Below are 19,795 nucleotides of genomic sequence, written 5' to 3' on the forward strand. Positions count from 1 at the left end.
CAGCACCACCCCTGCTGTTCCACCCGCCCCGGAAGGCCCGGCCATGTTGTCGCAGACCCAGTACCCGCAGACCCAGCACCCGTACCCGCAGCAGTGGGCCCCGGTCGCGCAGCCGCAGCGGTCGTCGCACCGCGTGGTGCTGAGCGTGACCGCGATCCTGGTCATGATCTGCACCGTGGTCGTGGTGATCCTGCTGACCACCCGCGGCACCACTCCGGCACCCGCCCAGCAGTCCGGCGCCCTCGGCCAGGCTCAGCAGCAGAACCAGCAGCAGGGTCAGGCCCAGCAGAACCAGAACCAGCCCCCGGTCCAGCAGCCCCCGGTCCAGCAGCCCCCGGTCCAGCAGGCCCAGAACCAGCAGGGCCAGAACCAGCAGCAGCCCGAGGACCAGGTGTCCGCGATGCAGGCCGACACCCGGTCGATGAGCCCGCAGCAGGTCGCCGTGGCCTGGGTGACCGCGTTCAACTACCAGGACGCCCAGACCTTCGTCTCGGTCTCCTGCCGGGTGGACATCGCGTCCTACCTGCAGCAGGGCGCCATGCCGAGCAACTCCGGCGGCGGTGTGGTGCTGGACGTCGGCGCGGTGACCCCCAGCGGCGACCACGCCTGGCTCGAGGTGACCCGCGGCGGCAGCTCGGCCAACGGTCAGCTGAGCAGGCTCACCGCGATGATGGTGCAGCAGAACGGCTGGAAGGTCTGCATGACCTCCGCCGACCCGAACAACGCCTGAGCCTCCGGCCCGGGCCTCCCCCGCCCGCACCGGCCGGGGGAGGCTCCGCCGCGTGGGAGGATGGTCCACGTGTTGCGCTGGATCACCGCAGGCGAGTCGCACGGGCCTGCCCTCATCGCCGTCCTCGAGGGACTGCCCGCCGGTGTACCGGTGACCAGTTCCGACATCGCCACCCAGCTCGCCCGGCGCCGACTCGGCTACGGCCGCGGCGCCCGGATGAAGTTCGAGCAGGACGTGGTCGACGTGCTCGGTGGTGTCCGCCACGGCATCACCCTCGGCGGGCCGATCGCGGTGCAGGTCGGCAACACCGAGTGGCCCAAGTGGGAACAGATCATGTCCAGCGACCCGGTCGACCCGGAGATCCTGGAGGGCCTGGCCCGCAACGCCCCGCTGACCCGGCCGCGCCCCGGCCATGCCGACCTCGCGGGCATGCAGAAGTACGGCTTCGACGACGCCCGGCCGGTGCTGGAGCGGGCCTCGGCCCGGGAGACCGCGGCACGGGTGGCGCTCGGCACCATCGCCCAGCACTTCCTGCGCGAGGTGGTCGGTGCCGAGGTGGTCAGCCATGTGGTGTCCATCGGTGATGCCGACGCGGTCGACGGCCGGTTGCCGGAGCCAACGGACCGCGACGCCATCGACGCCTCGCCGACCCGCACCCTGGAGCCGGCGTCCAACGACGCGCTGGTCGCCGAGATCGACGCCGCCAAGGCCGACGGCGACACCCTCGGCGGGGTGGTCGAGGTGCTGGTCTACGGCCTGCCGCCGGGGCTCGGCTCGTTCGTGCACGCCGACCGCCGGCTGGACGCCCGGCTCGCCGCCGCACTGATGGGCATCCAGGCGATCAAGGGCGTCGAGGTGGGCGACGGCTTCCGCACGGCCCGCCGCCGCGGCAGCCAGGCGCACGACGAGATGGACCCACGGCACCCCGGCGTCACCCGCCGGTCGAACCGGGCCGGCGGCGTCGAGGGCGGCATGACCAACGGCGAGGTGCTCCGGGTACGTGCGGCGATGAAGCCGATCTCGACCGTCCCGCGCGCGCTGTCGACGCTGGACGTGTCCACGGGGGACCCGGCGGTCGCCATCCACCAGCGCAGCGACGTCTGCGCCGTCCCGGCGGCCGGCGTGGTCGCCGAGGCGATGGTCGCCCTGGTGGTGGCCGACGCGGTGCTGGAGAAGTTCGGCGGTGACTCGGTGGCCGAGACCCGGCGCAACGTGGAGTCGTACCTGGCGGGGCTCACCGACACGCTGCCGATCCCGGCGGACCCGTCGGCCGGGTCCGGCGCCGGGCACACCGGTGTCGCCTGATCCCGCCACCCGCCCCGTCGTCGTCCTGATCGGACCCATGGGGTCGGGCAAGACGACCGTCGGCAAGGCGCTCGCGCGGCGGCTCGGCGCACGCCTGCGTGACACCGACGCGGACATCGAAACCGTTGCCGGCAAACCGATCCCGGAGATCTTCGTGGACGACGGCGAGCAGCACTTCCGGGCGCTGGAGCGCTCGGCGGTGGCGCAGGCGCTGGCCGGCCACGACGGGATCCTGTCCCTCGGCGGCGGCGCCGTGCTGGCACCGGAGACGCAGGAGCTGCTGCGCGGCCACCGGGTGGTGTTCCTGAACCTGTCCATGCCTGTCGGCGTGCGGCGGACCGGGATGGCCACCAACCGGCCGCTGCTGTCCGGGGTGAACCCGCGGGCCACCTACAAGGCGCTGCTGGACGCCCGGCTGCCCATCTACCGCGGGCTCGCCGTGCTCGAGGTGGACACCGATCACCGCACCGCCGACCAGGTCGCCGTGCACATCATCGAGGAGCTGGACCTGTCATGAGCGCACCGACCGAACCCGTGACCGTGCCGGTGCGGTCGGCGACCTCGCCGTACGACGTGCTGATCGGCCGCGGCCTGCTGGACGACCTGGTCGCCGCGGTCAAGGCGAACAGCAGCGGCAAGGCCGCGGTCGTGCACGCGCCGACCCTGGTGCGTACCGCCGAGACCGTACGGGAGGCGCTGCAGGACAACGGGATCGACGCCCACCTGCTGGAGATCCCGGACGCCGAGGACGGCAAGAGCCTGCAGGTGCTCGGGTTCTGCTGGGACGTCTTCGGCCAGATCGGCCTGGAGCGCGGCGACGTCGTCGTCGGTCTCGGCGGCGGCAGCGTCACCGACCTGGCCGGCTTCGCCGCAGCGACCTGGGTGCGCGGCGTGAAGCTGGTGCAGGTGCCCACCACGCTGCTGGGCATGGTGGACGCGGCGGTCGGCGGGAAGACCGGGATCAACACCGGTGCCGGCAAGAACATGGTCGGCGCGTTCTACGAGCCCAGCGCCGTCATCGCCGACCTGGCCACCCTGGAGTCGCTGCCGCGCAACGAGTTGGTGGCCGGTATGGCCGAAGTGGTCAAGGCCGGATTCATCGCCGACCCGGCGATCCTGGACATCGTCGAGTCCGACCCGGAGGCTGCCGTCGACCCGGCCACGCCGCAGCTCGCCGAGCTGGTGCGGCGGGCGGTGGCGGTCAAGGCCGAGGTGGTCGCCGCCGACCTGAAGGAGTCGGATCTCCGCGAGATCCTCAACTACGGACACACTCTCGGGCATGCGATCGAGAAGCGCGAGCGCTACCGCTGGCGACACGGTGCCGCGGTGTCGGTGGGTCTGGTGTTCGCGGCCGAGCTGTCCCGGGCGGCCGGCCGCCTCGACGACGCCACCGCCGACCGGCACCTGACCGTGCTGCACACGCTGGGCCTGCCCACCACCTACGACCCGGACGCGCTGGGTGACCTGGTCAAGACCATGGGATCGGACAAGAAGACCCGTTCCGGCACACTGCGTTTCGTGGTGCTCGATGCCCTCGCGAAGCCGGGCCGGCTGGTCGGTCCGGACCCGTCGCTGCTGGCCGCCGCCTACTCCGTGGTCGCCGGGCAGCGGCGCAGCCCGGGCACCGTCAACCTGTAGTCGGCAGTTGCGGGTCGGCCGCGAAGTCGCGGAAGCCGGTGAGGAAGCTCGCGAAGTACCCGGCGAACTCCGGGCCGAACCCGCCCGGCAGCCGGAGCCAGCTGGCCGCGAGCGAGAGGTAGGACATGCCCTCGGCGAGCAGGCAGGACCGCTGCATCCAGGTCGGCACCTCGGCGTCCGGACCGGCCCATCGCTGCAGGTAGGCCGCACGCAGCGGTCCGTCGTCGATGCCGGTGGGGACGTCCTCGATGCCGGTGGCGGTGCGCAGCGCGAGCCCCAGGCAGGTGAAGGGGTGCGCGAGGGCGGCGTCGCCCCAGTCGAAGATCCGCAGTTCGCCACCGGTGACGAAGACGTTGTCGGTGTGCAGGTCGTTGTGGTCGACGCTGAGCGGCAGCCGGCCGGAGGTGATGTCCTCGTCCAGTTCCGCCGCCCACGCCGCGACCTGCCCGCCGAGCCCGCGCAGTGCGTCGAGATCGGCCAAGCCCAACGGCACATCGGGTTCCTCCGCCGCCCGGTCCAGCACCTTCTCCCACCACGCCGGCAGGGTCGCGGGCGACATGTCCGGCAGCCCGGTGGCGCGCAGCGCGTCGACCTCGTCGGCCACCGCGCGCTGCAGGTCGGCGTAGCCGGTCAGCAGGCTGATCCACTGCCCGCTGCCGGCCGCCCCGGAATCGCTCAGCACCGGGCCGCCGTCCGGGGTGACGAACCACCCGCGGTCCGGGTCCGCCAGCAGCGGCTGCAGCACGTGCTCCGGCGCCGCCGCACCCAGCAGCACCAGCAGGCCGGCCTCGGCGGCGAAACCGCGGGCGCTCGCCTTCAGCCACACCACCCCGCGGTCGGTGGGCTGGCGGACCACGATCGACCAGTCCCGGTTCCGCACCTCCGGCGCGCCGTCCGCCGTGATGCCCTGCTCGGCCAGTCCGGCGATGGCCCAGTCGATCAACGGCTGCGCGGAGACGTCGTTCATCCGCTCGGGGATCCCCATCCGCACATGCTGCCGTGCCGTGGCCGCGGTGTCCTGCACATTTCGCGGCAGTGGACCGGACCGGCCGCGTGCGAGACTTCTCCGGTGGCCGGTGGGACGAACGTGGTGATCGCGGACGAGGGCACCGGACGCCGGATGGCCGACGGGTTCGCCGTCGTCCGGCTGCTGCAACCACTCAACGTGATCGTCGTCCCGGTCGCCGCCGGGCTGATCGGGTTCGGCCTGGGGTCGGGTGTGCTCGACCGCATCCTCATCGGTCTGGTGGTCGCGGTGCTGCTCGTGCTGCTGCTGGGTGCCCAGGGCCGCGCGGCGGTGCGCAGCCGGTTCCCGGCCGGCTCCGAGCACTCGCTGCGGCTGGGGAAGTCCGCCGTCGTGCTGGGCGACGTCGACGGCAGCCGCGAGATCCCGTACACCGCGATCCGCAACTGCTGGGCGCGGGCCGGGGTGCTGGTGCTGCAGCGGCGGGACGTCAGGGCGGCGCACGTGATCCCGCTGGATACGCTCGCACCCGCCGATCTGACCCGGTTGCAGCGGCTGGTCAAGGGCTGAGTCCGGCCCGGATGCGTGTCACGTCTCCGTGCACGAAAACGCCCGCGGTGTCCGAATTGTCGTTCCCGGTGGGCGATTCCTGTTGCCCTGCACCAATCTTCGTTCCGTCACGGCGGTCGCTGAAACGCGTTCGCGGCACACCACCGGAGCAGCGCCGCCGTAGCGCAGAGTCGTGACGTCGCGCGATCGGACCATCCGATGCGGTCCCGCACGGATTCGGCGCCACACGATCCGGGCGACTTGTGGATCTTGTGGTGTGCACAGCAGCGCTGATTGTGATCGTTCGACTACTCTGTGTGTGGGTCGCCGAAGCAGATCGCGCCCCGTCCCTGCGCCGGCCTTCACCGTCGGTGCACGTCCAGGAGCCATCCGGCATCCCACGGGGGAAGACATGGCAGCATCACGGCGACCGCACGGCAGCGGCCCGCCCGCGCGCGCCAACGGCACCGTGCCCGCGCAACGCCCGGGGCACGCGCCGCAGATCGCCCAGTCCTTCGCCGCCGAGATCGCCCGGTCGCAGAGCCGGGAGCGGGCGCTGCAGGCCGCCGAGGAGCTGTCGCACTTCGGCACCTGGTCGTGGTGCGCCCGGTCCGGCGAGGTGCTCTGGTCGGAGGAGATCTTCCGCATCCTCGGCATCGACCCGGCGGCCGGCGAGCTGGACCTCGACGGCTACCTGCAGCAGGTGCACCCCGCCGACCGGGACCGGCACGTCGCGATCATCACCGAGGCCTACGCCAACGGCACCCCCTACGTCTCCGAGCACCGGATCGTCCGTCCGGACGGTTCCGTCCGCGAGGTCATCGGCCGGGGTCGCAGCGAGTACGCGGAGAACGGGACGCTGCTCCGGTTGGCCGGCAGCTTCCAGGACCTGACCGAGGGCCGCGAGACCGCGCGCCGGCTGCGCGAGTCGCGGGACCTGTTCGCCGGCGTGCTGGCCGCGACCTCGCAGGCGATCATCGCGCTGGACCCGGCGGGCAACGTCACGGTGTTCAACGCCGGCGCCGAGCGGATGCTGGGCTGGACCGCCGACGAGATGGTCGGCCACCCGCCGTACCGGCTCTTCGACATCCGCGACATCGATGCCCGCGCCGGGGAACTCGGCGTCGCACCGACCATCGCGGCGATGCTGGAGCGGACCACCGCAGCCGGCCCGGTGTCCCGGCAGTGGACCTATCTGACGAAGTCCGGGAGCGCGCTGCAGACCTTCGTCACCGCCAACGCGATGACCGACGGCGACGGCCGGATCACCGGCTACATCACCGTCGGCGCGGACGTCACCGACCTGATGGCCGCCCGGTCCGCGCTGGCCGACAGCGAGGCGCGGTTCCGCAACACCTTCCGGTTCGCGCCGAACGGCATGATGCTCGTCGGCCTGGCCGGCGAACTGGGCCGGTTCCAGCAGGTGAACCCGGCCCTGTGCCGGTTGACCGGCTACACCGAGACCGAGCTGCTGTCGATGTCGGTCACCGACCTGGCGGCGGGTGACGACGCCGCTGTCCAGCAGGACTGGCTGCGTGCGCTGGTCGACGGGGACCCGGAGGCGGCGGGGGAGTGGCACTGGCGGCGCGCCGACGGCGCCGATCTCTGGGTGCACTTCAACGCGAGCCCGCCGCCGCCCGGCGACACCTCCTACGTGGTCGGCCAGGTCGAGGACGTCACCGCCCGGCGGCAGGCCGAGGCGCGGCTCACCCACCAGGCGCTGCACGACGGACTGACCGGGCTGCCGAACCGGCTGCTGCTGATGGACCGGATCGAGCACGCCCTGGCCGCGACCACCCGTTCCCACCTGTTCGTCGGAGTGCTGTACCTCGACCTGGACGGGTTCAAGGCCGTCAACGACACGGCCGGCCATGCCGCGGGTGATGACCTCCTGGTCCAGGTGGCCGACCGGCTCCGGCACGCGCTGCGGCCCGAGGACACCGTGGCCCGCCTCGGCGGCGACGAGTTCGTGGTGGTGTGCGAGGGACTGGAGGACGACGGCACCGTCAGCCGGATCGCCGAACGGATCCTGGCCGCGGTGCGCGTCCCGTTCGTGCACGGAGGCGAGACCTATGCGCTCAGCGCCAGTGTCGGTGTCTCGATGTCCCGGGAGGACTCCTCCCCGGCGCAGCTGCTGCAGGCCGCCGACCAGGCGATGTACGGGGCGAAGCGGGACGGCAAGGGCCGGGTCCGGATCAGCGGCGCCGAGGACCCGGAGTCGTTGGCCCGGTCGGCGCGGCTGTCCCGGGCGATGCGGCTCGAGGGCGAGCTGACCCGGGCGCTGGAGAACGACGAGCTGGTGCTGTTCGGTCAGCCGGTGCACGACCTGCGGACCGGCGAGGTGGTGGCGGTCGAGAACCTGCTCCGCTGGCGGCATCCCACCCGCGGGCTGCTCTCCCCGGCGGACTTCCTGGACGTCGCCGAGGCCTCCGACCTGATCCTCGACGTCGGCCGGCGGGCGCTGGACGAGTCGTGCCGGATGGCGGCGCAGTGGGCCGAGGAGTTCGGCGACGAGGCGCCGGCGGTCCACGTCAACATCTCCGGGCGGCAGCTCGACATCGGCAACCTGTACGCCGACGTCCTGACATCCCTGGAGCGACATCGGGTCCCGCCGGGTGGCCTGGTGCTCGAGCTGACCGAGACGCACATGCCACTGCTCGCCGAGTCGTTGCTCAAAGACCTGCTGCGATTGCGGGACCGCGGCCTGCGGCTGGCGATCGACGACCTCGGCACCGGGTACAGCAGCCTGTCCCGGATCACCGAGATGCCGGTCGACATGCTGAAGATCGACCTCACCTTCGTGGCGGGCATGGTCGCCGACCCGGCCGCCGCAGCCGTCGTGCGGGGGATCCTGGCCATCGGCGAAGCCCTCGGCCTGGACGTGGTGGCGGAAGGCGTCGAGACCCAGGAGCAGGCCGACCTGCTGCTGGCCGCCGGGTGTCGCACCGCGCAGGGCTACCACTTCGCGCGGGCGCTGCCGGAGGCCCGGCTGGTGGAGTACCTGCGTGCGGATCGCGACGGGCGGGCCGGCACTAGCATCGGTGCGTGAGCACCCCGACCGCCGACACCCGCGCCCGCCGTGACCGTCTCCGCGCTCTGCTCGTCGCGCAGGACCTGGACGCGCTGCTGGTCACCGACCTGCTGAACATCCGCTACCTGACCGGATTCACGGGCTCCAACGCGGCGTTGCTGGTCGCCGCGGACCCGGCCGGGGACCTGTTCTGCACCGACGGTCGCTACGAGACCCAGTCCGCCGCAGAGGTTCCCGACCTCCCGCTGGTGCTGGACCGGGCCAGCGACCTGGCACTGGCCGGCAAGGCGCAGGGCCGCACCGGCTTCGAGGCGGCGCACGTGAGCGTGCTGGCCCTGGAACGTCTCGAGGCAGCGGCGACCGGCGCCCGGCTCAGCGGGACCGCCGACCTGGTCGAGGGCCTGCGCGCGGTAAAGGACCAGGGCGAGATCGAGCTGCTCCGGCAGGCCTGCGCCGTGGCCGACCGGGCCTTCGCCGAGCTGATCGCCGCCGGCGGCATCGGCGCCGGCCGCACCGAACGCGAGGTCGGTCTGGACCTCGACCAGCGGATGCGGCTGCTCGGCGCCCGCGAGCCGTCGTTCGAGACGATCGTCGCCGCCGGGCCGAACAGCGCGATCCCGCACCACCGGCCGACCGGGGCCGTGCTGGCCACCGGCGACCTGGTGAAGTTCGACTTCGGTGCCGAGGTCGGCGGCTACCACTCCGACATGACCCGCACCGTGGTGCTCGGGCCGCCCGCCGACTGGCAGCGGGAGATCTACGACCTGGTGGCGGCCGCCCAGCAGGCCGGGTGCGACGCGCTGGTGCCGGGCATCACCGGCGGCGAGGTCGATGCGGTGTCCCGGGACGTGATCACCGCCGCCGGGTACGGGGAGCGGTTCGCGCACGGTCTGGGCCACGGCATCGGCCTGGAGATCCACGAAGCGCCGGGCCTGGGGCGTGGCGCAGCGGCTATCATCGACGCGGACATGTGCGTCACCGTGGAGCCGGGGGTCTACCTCCCGGGCCGTGGCGGCGTACGGATCGAGGACAGCGGTGTGGTGCGCAACGGGGCTCCCGGGTCGCGGTACGAGGTGCTCACCCTGACCTCCAAGGAACTCCTCGAGCTCTGATCGGGTTCCGATCGCGGCCGCCCGACGGGCGGCGGCACGGGCACTCCTGCCCGCACCGACACGAAAGGCACGTCCCCCTCCCATGGCCTCGACCAGCGACTTCAAGAACGGCCTCGTCCTCAACATCGAGGGCCAGCTCTGGACGATCACCGAGTTCCAGCACGTCAAGCCCGGCAAGGGCCCGGCCTTCGTGCGGACCACGCTGAAGAACGTGCTCTCCGGCAAGGTCGTCGACCGCACCTTCAACGCGGGCGTCAAGGTGGAGACCGCGACCGTCGACAAGCGGGACATGACGTTCCTCTACAAGGACGCCGGCGACTTCGTCTTCATGGACGGCGACACCTTCGACCAGATCACCGTGCCGGCCGCGACCGTGGGCGGTGCCGCCGACTACCTGCTGGAGAACCAGGAGGCGATGGTCGCGCAGAACGAGGGCGTCGTCCTCTACGTCGAGCTCCCCGCCTCGGTCGAGCTGGTCGTGCAGCACACCGATCCCGGCCTGCAGGGCGACCGATCCACCGGCGGCACCAAGCCCGCCACCCTGGAGACCGGCGCAGAGATCCAGGTGCCGCTGTTCCTGAACACCGGCGACCGGATCAAGGTGGACACCCGCGACGGCCGTTACCTCGGCCGCGTCAACGCTTGATCCCAGCCGCCTGATCCCCGCTTGCTCCTGCACCGCGAAAGCTGCTCACGATGTCTGCCAGGTCCAAGGCCCGCAAACGCGCGCTCGACGTGCTGTTCGCCGCCGACGCCCGCTCCGTCGACCCCGAGTCGATCCTCCAGGAACGGCTGACCGCCGAGGACGCGGGCGGCACGGCCGGTGTCGGTGCGGTGCCGATGGGGGAGTACGCGGAGGAGCTGGTCCGCGGGGTGCGTGAGCACATCCTGCGGATCGACGACCTGATCGCCGAGCACGCCGAGGGCTGGACCCTGGACCGGATGCCGGCCGTGGACCGGGCGATCCTGCGGATCGCGACCTACGAGCTGGCCTACTCCACCGACGTCCCGCCGGCGGTCGCCGTCGACGAGGCCGTCGAGCTCGCCAAGTCGCTGTCCACCGACAACTCCCCCCGCTTCGTCAACGGGGTCCTCGGCCAGATCGTCACCATCGCCCCGAGATTGAGGGCCAGCAGGTGACATGGCGAGCTGGCGCTCGCGGGTCGCTCGTCTCTTATGGGATCCCGCGTCCTGCGCTGAACATGGCGGCCTGGCGGCCGCGGGCCGCCCGTCTTGTAAGGGATCGCAGGAGCTGTGCTTCTCGCCTGCGCTCGTGCCTCGCTTCGGCTGCGATGCTCGCTCCCGCGATCCCGACGGACGACCATTCATGGCGAGCTGGCGCTCGCGGGTCGCTCGTCTTGTAAGGGATCCCGCGGGCTGCGCTTCTCGCCTCTGCTCGTCCCTCGCGCCGGCTGCGATGCTCGCCCGCACGATCCCGACGAGCGACCTAATCCAGTTCTGTACCGGCGGGGAGGACGCCCCAGCCGACGAGCTGCTCGGTGAGGCTCTCGGGGGACATGTCGTAGATGACGGCCAGGGAGCGCAGGTCCTCCTGGCGGATGGTCAGCACCTTGCCGTTGTAGTCACCGCGCTGGGACTGGATGGCGGCGGCGTAGCGGGCGAGCGGTCCGGCCTGGTGCGCCGGCAGCTCGGAGAGCCGACCGAGGTCGATGACCAGCTTGGGTGCGGGGGCACCACGACGGGAGGCCCGCGCATCGGGCAGCAGCTCGGCCACCGGGACGCCGTAGAACTCGGCCAGCTCGGCGAGCTTGGCGACGGTCACCGCACGGTCACCGCGCTCGTAGGAGCCGACGACCACTGCCTTCCAGCGACCCTCGGACTTCTCCTCGACACCGTGCAGGCTCAGACCCTGCTGGGATCGAATGGAGCGCAGGCGCTGACCGAGCGCCCGCGCGTAGTCCTGACTCATGACGGCCCTTCCGAGCACTGGTGGAATCCCGGCCACCCGGTGACCCGGGCTTGGTGACTCCGACGACATTCTGTTGTACATAGAGTAGTCGAAACTGCGCCGATCTGACTACAGGTAACCAAACATTCCTCTACGTGTTCAAAACCTGAGTCTCCGCGCCGTCACCGTCCCTCCGCTGCATGACGCGCCGGGGCCCGCTACATCCGTGGAAATTCGGTGACCGGCCACGATGCCGGAGCGCTCGACCGTTCGTGGCGGACGCGCCACCCGACGGCGTGCCGCGCGCCACCCGAGGCAGCCGATCGGCGTCACCGGGTCCGCGAACGGGCGGTCACCCGGCGCCGCAGTGGCCCGCTCCCGCGGTGGTCGGACTCCCGGTGGTCACTTGTTAGGATCGCAAGGTACGGCGCCCGGGGATCGTGCGGTCCCACCGGCACCGTCCGACATCCTTTAAGTCACCGTCCAGTGAGGCGGGAAAGGAGGTCAGAGTGGCTTCGGCGCGCCCTGATCACGGAGCGGGCACCCAGCTCCTCGGCCCGGCCGACATCGCCCGGACCATCGATCGGATGGCCCATCAGATCCTGGAGAAGCTCGGCGACGAGCCCGCGGTCCTGATCGGCATCCCCACCCGCGGCGTCCATCTCGCCGCCCGGCTCGGCGACCGGCTCCGGGCGTTCACCGGGGGCGACGGCTACCCGGTCGGCTCGCTCGACATCACCCTGTACCGCGACGACCTGCGGCTGCGCCCGCCGCGCGCGCTGGAGGAGACCTCGCTGCCGGTCGGCGGCGTCGACGGCGCCACCGTCGTCCTGGTCGACGACGTCCTCTACTCCGGCCGCACCGTCCGGGCCGCCCTCGACGCGCTGCGCGACCACGGCCGCCCGGCCGTCGTCCAGCTCGCGGTGCTCGTCGACCGCGGTCACCGGCAATTGCCGATCCGCGCCGACTACGTCGGCAAGAACATCCCCACCGCCCTGGCCGACGACGTCGCGGTGCGGCTGGCCGAGGTCGACGGACTCGACGCCGTCGCGTTGGAGCGTGCCTCATGACCACGACTGCGCCCACCTCGACGACCGTGCCCGCGCAGGCCGTGCGGATGCCCCGGCACCTGCTCTCCGCCGGCGACCTCGACCACGACACCGCGGTGCACGTGCTGGACACCGCGGCCCGGCTCGAGCAGGCGATCGCCGGCCGCGAGGTGCCGAAGCTGCCGACCCTGCGCGGTCGCACCGTCGTGAACCTCTTCTACGAGGACTCCACCCGCACCCGGATCTCGTTCGAGCTGGCGGCGAAGCGGCTGTCGGCCGACGTCATCAACTTCTCCGCCAAGGGCTCCTCGGTGTCCAAGGGCGAGTCGCTCAAGGACACCGCGCTGACCCTGCAGGCCATGGGTGCCGACGCGGTGGTCTGCCGGCACAGCTCTTCCGGCGCCCCGGAACGGCTGTCCGGCTGGGTCGACGGGCACGTGGTCAACGCCGGCGACGGCACCCACGAGCACCCGACCCAGGCGCTGCTGGACGCGTACACCTTGCGTCGCCACCTGGCCGACGGCCGCGGTGACCTGGCCGGCCGCCGGATCGTGGTGGTCGGCGACGTGCTGCACTCCCGGGTCGCCCGGTCCAACGTGGCGCTGCTGTCTACGCTCGGCGCCGATGTCACCCTGGTCGCGCCGCCCACGCTGCTGCCGGTCGGGGTCGGCAACTGGCCGGTCGGGGTGTCCTACGACCTGGACGCGTCGCTGGCCGGTGCGGACGCGGTGATGATGCTGCGGGTGCAGCAGGAGCGCATGGCCGGTGCCTTCTTCCCGACCGCGCGGGAATACAGCCGCGCCTTCGGCCTCGACGAACGGCGCCGCGGACTGCTCCGCCCCGGTGGCATCGTGCTGCACCCCGGCCCGATGAACCGGGGCATGGAGATCACCCCGGACGTCGCCGACGGCACCGGATCGGTCATCGTCGAGCAGGTCGCCAACGGCGTCCTGGTCCGGATGGCCGTGCTGTACCTGCTGCTGACCGAACAGAACGGGTGAACCGACCGATGACGGATGGAACGAGCGACGAGACGGCCGTGCTGATCACCGGGACCCGCCCGTACGGCGGTGACCCTGTCGACGTGCTGCTCTCCGACGGCCGGATCGCCGCCATCGCAGCGGTTCTCGCGCGTCCGGACGGTGCCCGGGTGATCGACGGCGCCGGCACGGTGCTGCTGCCGGGTCTGGTCGACCTGCACACGCACCTGCGGGAGCCGGGCCGGGAGGACGCCGAGACGGTCGCCTCCGGGTCCGCCGCCGCCGCCCTCGGCGGATACACCGCGGTGTTCGCGATGCCGAACACCGAGCCGGTGGCCGACACCGCGGGTGTCGTCGAGCAGGTGCGCCGGCTCGGCGAGGAGGCCGGGCTGGTCGACGTGCAGCCCATCGGCGCCGTCACCGTGGGCCGCAAGGGCGCCAAGCTCGCCGAGCTGAGCGCGATGGCGAACTCCGCCGCCCGGGTCCGGGTGTTCTCCGACGACGGGGACTGCGTGTCCGACCCGCTGCTGATGCGCCGGGCGCTGGAGTACGTGAAGGCCTTCGACGGGGTGATCGCCCAGCACGCGCAGGAACCGCGGTTGACCGAGGGTGCGCAGATGCACGAGGGCGAGCTGTCCGCCAGGCTCGGGCTCACCGGCTGGCCCGCGGTGGCCGAGGAGGCGATCATCGCCCGGGACTGCCTGCTGGCCGACCACGTCGGATCCCGGGTGCACGTCTGCCACCTGTCGACCGCCGGCTCGGTGGACGTGGTGGCCGCCGCGAAGGCGCGCGGCACCCGGGTCACCGCCGAGGTCACCCCGCACCACCTGGTGCTCACCGACGAGCGTGCGGTCGGCTACGACCCGGTCTTCAAGGTCAACCCGCCGCTGCGCACCGACGTCGACGTGCAGCGGCTGCGGGCGGCGCTGGCCGACGGCACCATCGACATCGTCGCCACCGATCACGCGCCACATGCGGTGCAGGACAAGGAATGCGAGTGGGACCAGGCCAAGCCGGGCATGCTCGGCCTGCAGACCGCGCTGTCCGTGGTGGTCGACACCATGGTCCGGCCGGGACTGCTGGACTGGCGCGGCGTCGCCCGGGTGATGAGCGAGAACCCTGCGGCCATCGGCGGTCTGGCCGATCACGGCCGGCCGATCGCGGTCGGTGAGCCGGCCAACCTGACCCTCGTCGACCCGGACGCCACCTGGACGGTGCGCGGCGCGGAGCTCGCCTCGCTGTCGGTCAACACCCCGTTCGAGGGCATGGAGCTGCCGGGCCGGGTGGTCGCCACCTTCCTCCGCGGCCGGCCCACGGTGCTCGACGGCACCCTCGCGGCAGTGCAGGCGGTCTGAGATGGACCGCGCACTCTGGACCCTCGGCCTGGTCGCCTTCATCGCCCTGATGGCCGGCCTGCTGCTGCTCGGCTGGCGGCACCGCGCCGGCCGGCAGGTCGACATCCCGGCGCTGCCGGAGGTGCCCGCGACCCTCGGCGCCGACCTGGTGGAGCCGCTGGCCGGTGTCTACGTCGCGACCACCCGGTCCGGCTCCTGGCAGGACCGGGTCGTCGTGCACACCCTGGGCCGCCGGGCGGCCGCCGAGGTGCGCGCCGTGCCCGAAGGCGTGCTGATCGACCGGGTGGGGGAGACACCGGTGTTCATCCCGGCCGCGTCGATCACCATGATCGGCACCGCCCCGGGCATCGCCGGCAAGGTCATCGGCCAGCCGGACGGGATCCTGGTGATCAGCTGGCGTCTCGGCTCCCGGCTGCTGGACAGCGGGATCCGGGCCGAGGACCGCGACCTGCAGCAGGACTGGATCGCCGCCGCGCGCGGCCTGGTCTCCGACGCCGGCGACTTCGACACACCGATCGACACACCCACCACCGACGCACCGGCCACGGCCCCGGAGGGGACCGAGGACCAGGGTGGCAGCAGCACGAGAACGGATGGAGCCACAGCATGACCGATAGCCCCGCCGCGCTGGTCCTCGAGGACGGCCGGGTCTACCGCGGGACCGGTTTCGGTGCCGAGGGTGTCACCTTCGGCGAGGTCGTCTTCCAGACCGGGATGACCGGCTACCAGGAGACCCTCACCGACCCGTCCTACCGCCGCCAGGTGGTGGTCGCCACCGCGCCGCAGATCGGCAACACCGGCTGGGTGGCCGGCGGTGACCGCGCGGCCAACGACGACGAGTCCGACCGCATCTGGGTGGCCGGCTTCGTGGTCCGCGACCTCTCACCGCAGCCGTCGAACTGGCGGTCCACCTCCGACCTGCCCACCGAGATGCGCGCCCAGGGCGTGGTCGGGATCAGCGGTGTCGACACCCGGGCGCTGACCCGGCACCTGCGCACCGCGGGCGCCATGCGCTGCGGCGTCTTCTCCGGCGCGGCGGTGGGGTCCGTCGACGACATGGTCGCGCAGGTGCTGCAGGAGCCCGGCATGGCCGGCGCGAACCTGACCGACGAGGTCTCCACCTCCGAGACCTACACGGTCGCCGCCCATGGCGAGCAGCGGTTCGTCGTCGCCGCAGTGGATCTCGGCATCAAGTCGAACACCCCGCAGATGATGGCCGCCCGTGGCATCACCACCCATGTCGTGCCGGCGACGGTGACCCTGGAGGAGATCCGGGCGCTGGGTGCGGACGGGGTCTTCCTGTCCAACGGACCGGGCGACCCGAGTACCCAGGACCACCTGGTGGCCCTGACCGAGCAGGTGCTGGCCGCCGGGATGCCGCTCTTCGGTATCTGCTTCGGCAACCAGATCCTCGGCCGGGCACTGGGTTTCGGCACCTACAAGCTCAAGTTCGGGCACCGCGGCATCAACCAGCCGGTGCTCGACCACGTCACCGGCCGGGTGCTGGTGTCCGCGCACAACCACGGTTTCGCGGTGGACGCGCCGGTCGGCGAGGTCGTCGACACCCCGTACGGCCGGGCGCAGGTCGCCTTCACCAATCTCAACGACGGCTGCGTCGAGGGGCTGGAATGCCTTGATCGACCGGCCTTCTCGGTGCAGTTCCATCCGGAGGCGGCCGCCGGTCCGCACGACGCGCAATACCTGTTCGACCGGTTCATCGGCCTGCTCGAGGGCACGCCCGCGGACGTACCTGCAGTTGGAAAGGCGAGTGCCTGATGCCCCGTCGGGACGACATCCACCACGTTCTGGTCATCGGATCCGGTCCGATCGTCATCGGCCAGGCGTGCGAGTTCGACTACTCCGGCACCCAGGCGTGCCGGGTGCTCCGCGAGGAGGGCCTGCGGGTCTCGCTGATCAACTCCAACCCGGCGACGATCATGACCGACCCGGAGTTCGCCGACGCCACCTACATCGAGCCGATCACCGCCGACTTCGTGGAGAAGGTGCTGGCCCGGGAGGCCGCCGCCGGCCACCCGGTGGACGCGCTGCTGGCCACCCTCGGCGGCCAGACCGCGCTGAACACCGCCATGTCGATCGCCGACCGCGGCATCCTGGAGAAATACGGGGTCGAGCTGATCGGCGCCGACATCCCGGCGATCCGGCGCGGCGAGGACCGGCAGATCTTCAAGGACATCGTCCGCAAGGTCGGCGGCGACGTCCCGCGCTCCGCGGTCTGCCACACGATGGACGACGTGCACGCGGCGATCGCCGAGCTCGGCCTGCCGGTGGTCGTCCGGCCGTCCTTCACCATGGGCGGTCTCGGCTCCGGAATGGCCTACAACGTCGAGGATCTCGAGCGGATCGCCGGTGCCGGCCTGGCCGCGTCGAACGCCTCGCTGGAGTCCTCCACCGAGGCCGCGGCCGGGTCGGTGCTGATCGAGGAGAGCGTGCTCGGCTGGAAGGAGTTCGAGCTGGAGCTGATGCGCGACGGCAAGGACAACGCCGTGGTCGTCTGTTCCATCGAGAACCTTGACCCGATGGGCGTGCACACCGGCGACTCGATCACCGTCGCGCCGGCGATGACCCTCACCGACCGCGAGTACCAGGACATGCGGGATCTGGGCCTGGACATCCTGCGCGAGGTCGGCGTCGCCACCGGCGGCTGCAACATCCAGTTCGCGATCAACCCGGACAACGGCCGGATGATCGTCATCGAGATGAACCCGCGGGTGTCCCGGTCCTCCGCGCTGGCGTCCAAGGCCACCGGCTTCCCGATCGCCAAGATCGCCGCCAAGCTGGCCATCGGCTACACCCTCGACGAGATCGCCAACGACATCACCAAGGCCACCCCGGCCGCCTTCGAGCCGACCCTGGACTACGTGGTCGTCAAGATCCCGCGGTTCGCCTTCGAGAAGTTCCCCGGCGCCGACCCGACGCTGACCACCACCATGAAGTCGGTGGGCGAGGCGATGTCGATCGGCCGGAACTTCGCCGAGGCGCTGGGCAAGGCGATGCGGTCGATGGAGACCAAGGTGGGTGGCTTCTGGACCGCCCCCGAGGACCCCGCCGAGTCGTCGGACGCTGTGCTGCAGCGCATCTCGGTGCCGACCGACGGCCGGATCTACGGGGTCTTCCAGGCGCTGCGGATGGGTGCGTCGGTAGCGCAGGTGCACGAGGCGACGGCCATCGACCCGTGGTTCCTGGACCAGATCGCGCTGGTGCTCGCCATCGGCGGCCAGGTGCGGGACGCGGCGGAGTTGAGCGCCGACCTGCTGCGCACCGCCAAGCGCTACGGCCTGTCCGACGAGCAGATCGCGGTGCTGCGCGGCACCGACGAGAAGACGGTCCGCGAGCTGCGCTGGTCGCTCGGGGTGCGGCCGGTGTTCAAGACGGTCGACACCTGTGCCGCCGAGTTCGAGGCGCTGACCCCGTACCACTACAGCGCCTACGAGACCGACCCGGCCGCGGAATCCGAGGTGGCGCCGCAGACCGAGCGGCAGAAGGTGATCATCCTCGGCTCCGGTCCGAACCGCATCGGGCAGGGCATCGAGTTCGACTACTCCTGTGTGCACGCGGCTCTCGCGCTGCGCGACGCCGGGTTCGAGACCGTCATGGTCAACTGCAACCCGGAGACCGTCTCCACCGACTACGACACCTCCGACAGGCTCTACTTCGAGCCGCTCACCGAGGAGAACGTGCTCGAGGTCATCGCCGCCGAGCAGGAGAGCGGCACCGTCGCCGGCGTCATCGTGACCCTGGGCGGGCAGACCCCGCTCAAGTTGGCCTCCGCGCTGGACGGCGTCGCCGTCGCGCACCGGGACGGCAGCGGGTCGACGGTGGTCCAGGTGCTCGGGACCTCGCCCGACGCCATCGATCTCGCCGAGGACCGCGGCCGGTTCGGCGACCTGCTGACGACCGCCGGTCTGCCCGCGCCGGCGTTCGGCACCGCGGTGTCCTTCGACGACGCCCGGGCGGTGGCCTCGCGCGTCGGTTACCCGGTGCTGGTCCGGCCGTCCTACGTGCTGGGCGGCCGCGGCATGGAGATCGTCTACGACGAGCAGTCGCTGGCCGACTACATCTCCCGCGCCACCGAGATCTCCGCCGACCGACCGGTGCTGGTGGACCGGTTCCTGGACGACGCGATCGAGATCGACGTGGACGCGCTCTGCGACGGCACCGAGGTCTACCTCGGCGGCGTGATGGAGCACATCGAGGAGGCCGGTGTGCACTCCGGCGACTCCGCCTGTGTGCTGCCGCCGATCACGTTGGGGCGCAGCGACATCGCCCGGGTGCGGGCGCACACCGAGGCGATCGCGCTCGGCGGCCGGGTGGTCGGTCTGCTCAACGTGCAGTACGCGTTGAAGGGCGAGACGCTGTACGTGCTGGAGGCGAACCCGCGCGCGTCCCGGACGGTGCCGTTCTCCTCGAAGGCGACCGCGGTCCCGCTGGCCAAGGCCGCCGCCCGGATCATGACCGGCTCGACGATCGCGGACCTGCGCGCCGAGGGCCTGCTGCCGCCGGTCGGCGACGGCGGCACATTGCCGGCGGACGCACCGGTCGCGGTCAAGGAGGCGGTCATGCAGTTCCACCGCTTCCGCAAGGCCGACGGCAGCGGCATCGACTCGCTGCTCGGGCCGGAGATGCGCTCCACCGGCGAGGTGATGGGCGTGGACACGGCTTTCGGGCCGGCCTTCGCCAAGTCGCAGACCGCGTCCTACGGATCGCTGCCGACCAAGGGCACCGTCTTCGTGTCGGTGGCCAACGCCGACAAGCGGTCGATGGTGTTCCCGGTCAAGCGGCTGGCCGACCTCGGGTTCCGCGTGCTGGCCACCGAGGGAACCGCGGAGATGTTGCAGCGCAACGGGATCGACGTCGAGGTGGTGCGCAAGCACTTCGAGAACGAGCAGGGTGAGACCATCGTCGACCTGATCCGGGCCGGTCGGGTCGACCTGGTCATCAACACCCCGTACGGCCAGTCCGGACCGCGTGTCGACGGCTACGAGATCCGTACCGCCGCCGTCGCTGTCGACGTCCCGTGCATCACCACGGTGGCCGGCGCGGCAGCTGCGATCCAGGGCATCGAGGCACTGACCCGGTCCGACGTCGGGGTGGCGCCGCTGCAGGTGCTGCAGGCCCGGCTCCGGGCGAGCCGGGAACCGGTGGCCGGGTGAGG

Annotated in this window: 17 protein-coding genes; 15 read left to right on the forward strand and 2 right to left on the reverse strand. The window is 71.8% G+C overall.

Annotation, left to right across the window (positions count from 1 at the left end; translation table 11 throughout):
• The first annotated feature begins 43 nt into the window (after positions 1–43).
• Genes GIS00_RS26770 through aroB form a run of 4 tightly spaced genes read left to right on the forward strand, consistent with a single transcriptional unit; the run spans position 44 to position 3,673 of the window.
• The gene (locus GIS00_RS26770) at positions 44–730 is read left to right on the forward strand and encodes a hypothetical protein (RefSeq protein WP_196073094.1); all 687 of its coding nucleotides are present in this window, start codon (positions 44–46) and stop codon (positions 728–730) included.
• A gap of 60 nt (positions 731–790) precedes the next feature.
• Positions 791–2,035 (forward strand): chorismate synthase, encoded by a 1,245-nt coding sequence (gene aroC / locus GIS00_RS03125; protein ID WP_154766910.1) that lies wholly within the window; start codon positions 791–793, stop codon positions 2,033–2,035.
• A 37-nt stretch (positions 2,036–2,072) separates the two neighbouring features.
• Complete coding sequence (locus tag GIS00_RS03130) at positions 2,073–2,552, forward strand: shikimate kinase (RefSeq protein ID WP_154766911.1); 480 nt, start codon at positions 2,073–2,075, stop codon at positions 2,550–2,552.
• Entirely contained in the window at positions 2,549–3,673 is a 1,125-nt protein-coding gene (gene aroB / locus GIS00_RS03135; protein WP_154766912.1) for a 3-dehydroquinate synthase, read from the forward strand. Before GIS00_RS03130 ends, aroB begins: the two co-directional genes overlap by 4 nt.
• Here aroB and GIS00_RS03140 read toward each other — a convergent pair.
• Positions 3,663–4,658 (reverse strand): phosphotransferase family protein, encoded by a 996-nt coding sequence (locus tag GIS00_RS03140; RefSeq protein ID WP_154766913.1) that lies wholly within the window; start codon positions 4,656–4,658, stop codon positions 3,663–3,665. The two genes, aroB and GIS00_RS03140, sit on opposite strands and share 11 nt — an antisense overlap.
• Before the next feature lie 84 nt (positions 4,659–4,742).
• Between GIS00_RS03140 and GIS00_RS03145 the strand changes: the two genes are divergently transcribed.
• The 5 genes from GIS00_RS03145 (at position 4,743) to nusB (ending at position 10,469) form a co-directional block, all read left to right on the forward strand.
• Positions 4,743–5,207: a hypothetical protein gene (locus GIS00_RS03145; protein ID WP_154766914.1), complete on the forward strand. Its 465-nt coding sequence runs from the start codon at positions 4,743–4,745 to the stop codon at positions 5,205–5,207.
• Positions 5,208–5,598: 391 nt separating this feature from the next.
• Positions 5,599–8,235, forward strand: coding sequence for a sensor domain-containing protein (locus GIS00_RS03150; protein ID WP_154766915.1), 2,637 nt, complete (start codon positions 5,599–5,601; stop codon positions 8,233–8,235).
• Positions 8,232–9,329 (forward strand): M24 family metallopeptidase, encoded by a 1,098-nt coding sequence (locus GIS00_RS28775; RefSeq protein WP_322097414.1) that lies wholly within the window; start codon positions 8,232–8,234, stop codon positions 9,327–9,329. Before GIS00_RS03150 ends, GIS00_RS28775 begins: the two co-directional genes overlap by 4 nt.
• A gap of 82 nt (positions 9,330–9,411) precedes the next feature.
• On the forward strand, positions 9,412–9,975 hold the full coding sequence (gene efp, locus GIS00_RS03160; RefSeq protein ID WP_154766916.1) for an elongation factor P: 564 nt from the start codon (positions 9,412–9,414) through the stop codon (positions 9,973–9,975).
• Between the two features lie 50 nt (positions 9,976–10,025).
• Positions 10,026–10,469, forward strand: coding sequence for a transcription antitermination factor NusB (nusB, locus tag GIS00_RS03165; protein ID WP_154766917.1), 444 nt, complete (start codon positions 10,026–10,028; stop codon positions 10,467–10,469).
• Positions 10,470–10,776: 307 nt separating this feature from the next.
• On the opposite strand, the gene bldD is transcribed toward nusB, so the two are convergent.
• Positions 10,777–11,259 (reverse strand): transcriptional regulator BldD, encoded by a 483-nt coding sequence (bldD, locus tag GIS00_RS03170; RefSeq protein ID WP_154766918.1) that lies wholly within the window; start codon positions 11,257–11,259, stop codon positions 10,777–10,779.
• A gap of 488 nt (positions 11,260–11,747) precedes the next feature.
• Between bldD and pyrR the strand changes: the two genes are divergently transcribed.
• The 6 genes from pyrR to carB are packed head-to-tail and all read left to right on the forward strand — an operon-like array spanning position 11,748 to position 19,793.
• Positions 11,748–12,308 (forward strand): bifunctional pyr operon transcriptional regulator/uracil phosphoribosyltransferase PyrR, encoded by a 561-nt coding sequence (pyrR, locus tag GIS00_RS03175; RefSeq protein ID WP_322097415.1) that lies wholly within the window; start codon positions 11,748–11,750, stop codon positions 12,306–12,308.
• A gap of 47 nt (positions 12,309–12,355) precedes the next feature.
• Positions 12,356–13,288, forward strand: a complete 933-nt coding sequence (locus GIS00_RS03180; RefSeq protein WP_154767838.1) for an aspartate carbamoyltransferase catalytic subunit — start codon at positions 12,356–12,358, stop codon at positions 13,286–13,288.
• Between the two features lie 8 nt (positions 13,289–13,296).
• Positions 13,297–14,622, forward strand: coding sequence for a dihydroorotase (locus GIS00_RS03185; protein ID WP_154766919.1), 1,326 nt, complete (start codon positions 13,297–13,299; stop codon positions 14,620–14,622).
• Between the two features lies 1 nt (position 14,623).
• Positions 14,624–15,232: a PH-like domain-containing protein gene (locus GIS00_RS03190; RefSeq protein WP_154766920.1), complete on the forward strand. Its 609-nt coding sequence runs from the start codon at positions 14,624–14,626 to the stop codon at positions 15,230–15,232.
• On the forward strand, positions 15,229–16,398 hold the full coding sequence (carA, locus tag GIS00_RS03195) for a glutamine-hydrolyzing carbamoyl-phosphate synthase small subunit (RefSeq protein WP_154766921.1): 1,170 nt from the start codon (positions 15,229–15,231) through the stop codon (positions 16,396–16,398). Before GIS00_RS03190 ends, carA begins: the two co-directional genes overlap by 4 nt.
• On the forward strand, positions 16,398–19,793 hold the full coding sequence (gene carB, locus GIS00_RS03200; protein ID WP_154766922.1) for a carbamoyl-phosphate synthase large subunit: 3,396 nt from the start codon (positions 16,398–16,400) through the stop codon (positions 19,791–19,793). The genes carA and carB overlap by 1 nt, the downstream gene beginning before the upstream one ends.
• Positions 19,794–19,795 lie beyond the last annotated feature (2 nt).

The sequence above is a fragment of the Nakamurella alba genome, assembly GCF_009707545.1.
Taxonomy (GTDB): Bacteria; Actinomycetota; Actinomycetes; order Mycobacteriales; family Nakamurellaceae; genus Nakamurella; species Nakamurella alba.

What these genes read in the sequence shown, in the direction of transcription:
- efp (WP_154766916.1), top strand. Translation starts at nt 9,412, where the DNA reads ATGGCCTCGACCAGCGACTTCAAGAACGGCCTCGTCCTCAACATCGAG.
- GIS00_RS03185 (WP_154766919.1), top strand. Translation starts at nt 13,297, where the DNA reads ATGACGGATGGAACGAGCGACGAGACGGCCGTGCTGATCACCGGGACC.
- aroB (WP_154766912.1), top strand. Translation starts at nt 2,549, where the DNA reads ATGAGCGCACCGACCGAACCCGTGACCGTGCCGGTGCGGTCGGCGACC.
- GIS00_RS03130 (WP_154766911.1), top strand. Translation starts at nt 2,073, where the DNA reads ATGGGGTCGGGCAAGACGACCGTCGGCAAGGCGCTCGCGCGGCGGCTC.
- GIS00_RS03140 (WP_154766913.1), bottom strand. Translation starts at nt 4,658, where the DNA reads ATGGGGATCCCCGAGCGGATGAACGACGTCTCCGCGCAGCCGTTGATC.
- GIS00_RS03190 (WP_154766920.1), top strand. Translation starts at nt 14,624, where the DNA reads ATGGACCGCGCACTCTGGACCCTCGGCCTGGTCGCCTTCATCGCCCTG.
- carB (WP_154766922.1), top strand. Translation starts at nt 16,398, where the DNA reads ATGCCCCGTCGGGACGACATCCACCACGTTCTGGTCATCGGATCCGGT.
- GIS00_RS03150 (WP_154766915.1), top strand. Translation starts at nt 5,599, where the DNA reads ATGGCAGCATCACGGCGACCGCACGGCAGCGGCCCGCCCGCGCGCGCC.
- GIS00_RS03180 (WP_154767838.1), top strand. Translation starts at nt 12,356, where the DNA reads ATGCCCCGGCACCTGCTCTCCGCCGGCGACCTCGACCACGACACCGCG.
- nusB (WP_154766917.1), top strand. Translation starts at nt 10,026, where the DNA reads ATGTCTGCCAGGTCCAAGGCCCGCAAACGCGCGCTCGACGTGCTGTTC.
- GIS00_RS26770 (WP_196073094.1), top strand. Translation starts at nt 44, where the DNA reads ATGTTGTCGCAGACCCAGTACCCGCAGACCCAGCACCCGTACCCGCAG.
- aroC (WP_154766910.1), top strand. Translation starts at nt 791, where the DNA reads ATGGTCCACGTGTTGCGCTGGATCACCGCAGGCGAGTCGCACGGGCCT.
- carA (WP_154766921.1), top strand. Translation starts at nt 15,229, where the DNA reads ATGACCGATAGCCCCGCCGCGCTGGTCCTCGAGGACGGCCGGGTCTAC.
- bldD (WP_154766918.1), bottom strand. Translation starts at nt 11,259, where the DNA reads ATGAGTCAGGACTACGCGCGGGCGCTCGGTCAGCGCCTGCGCTCCATT.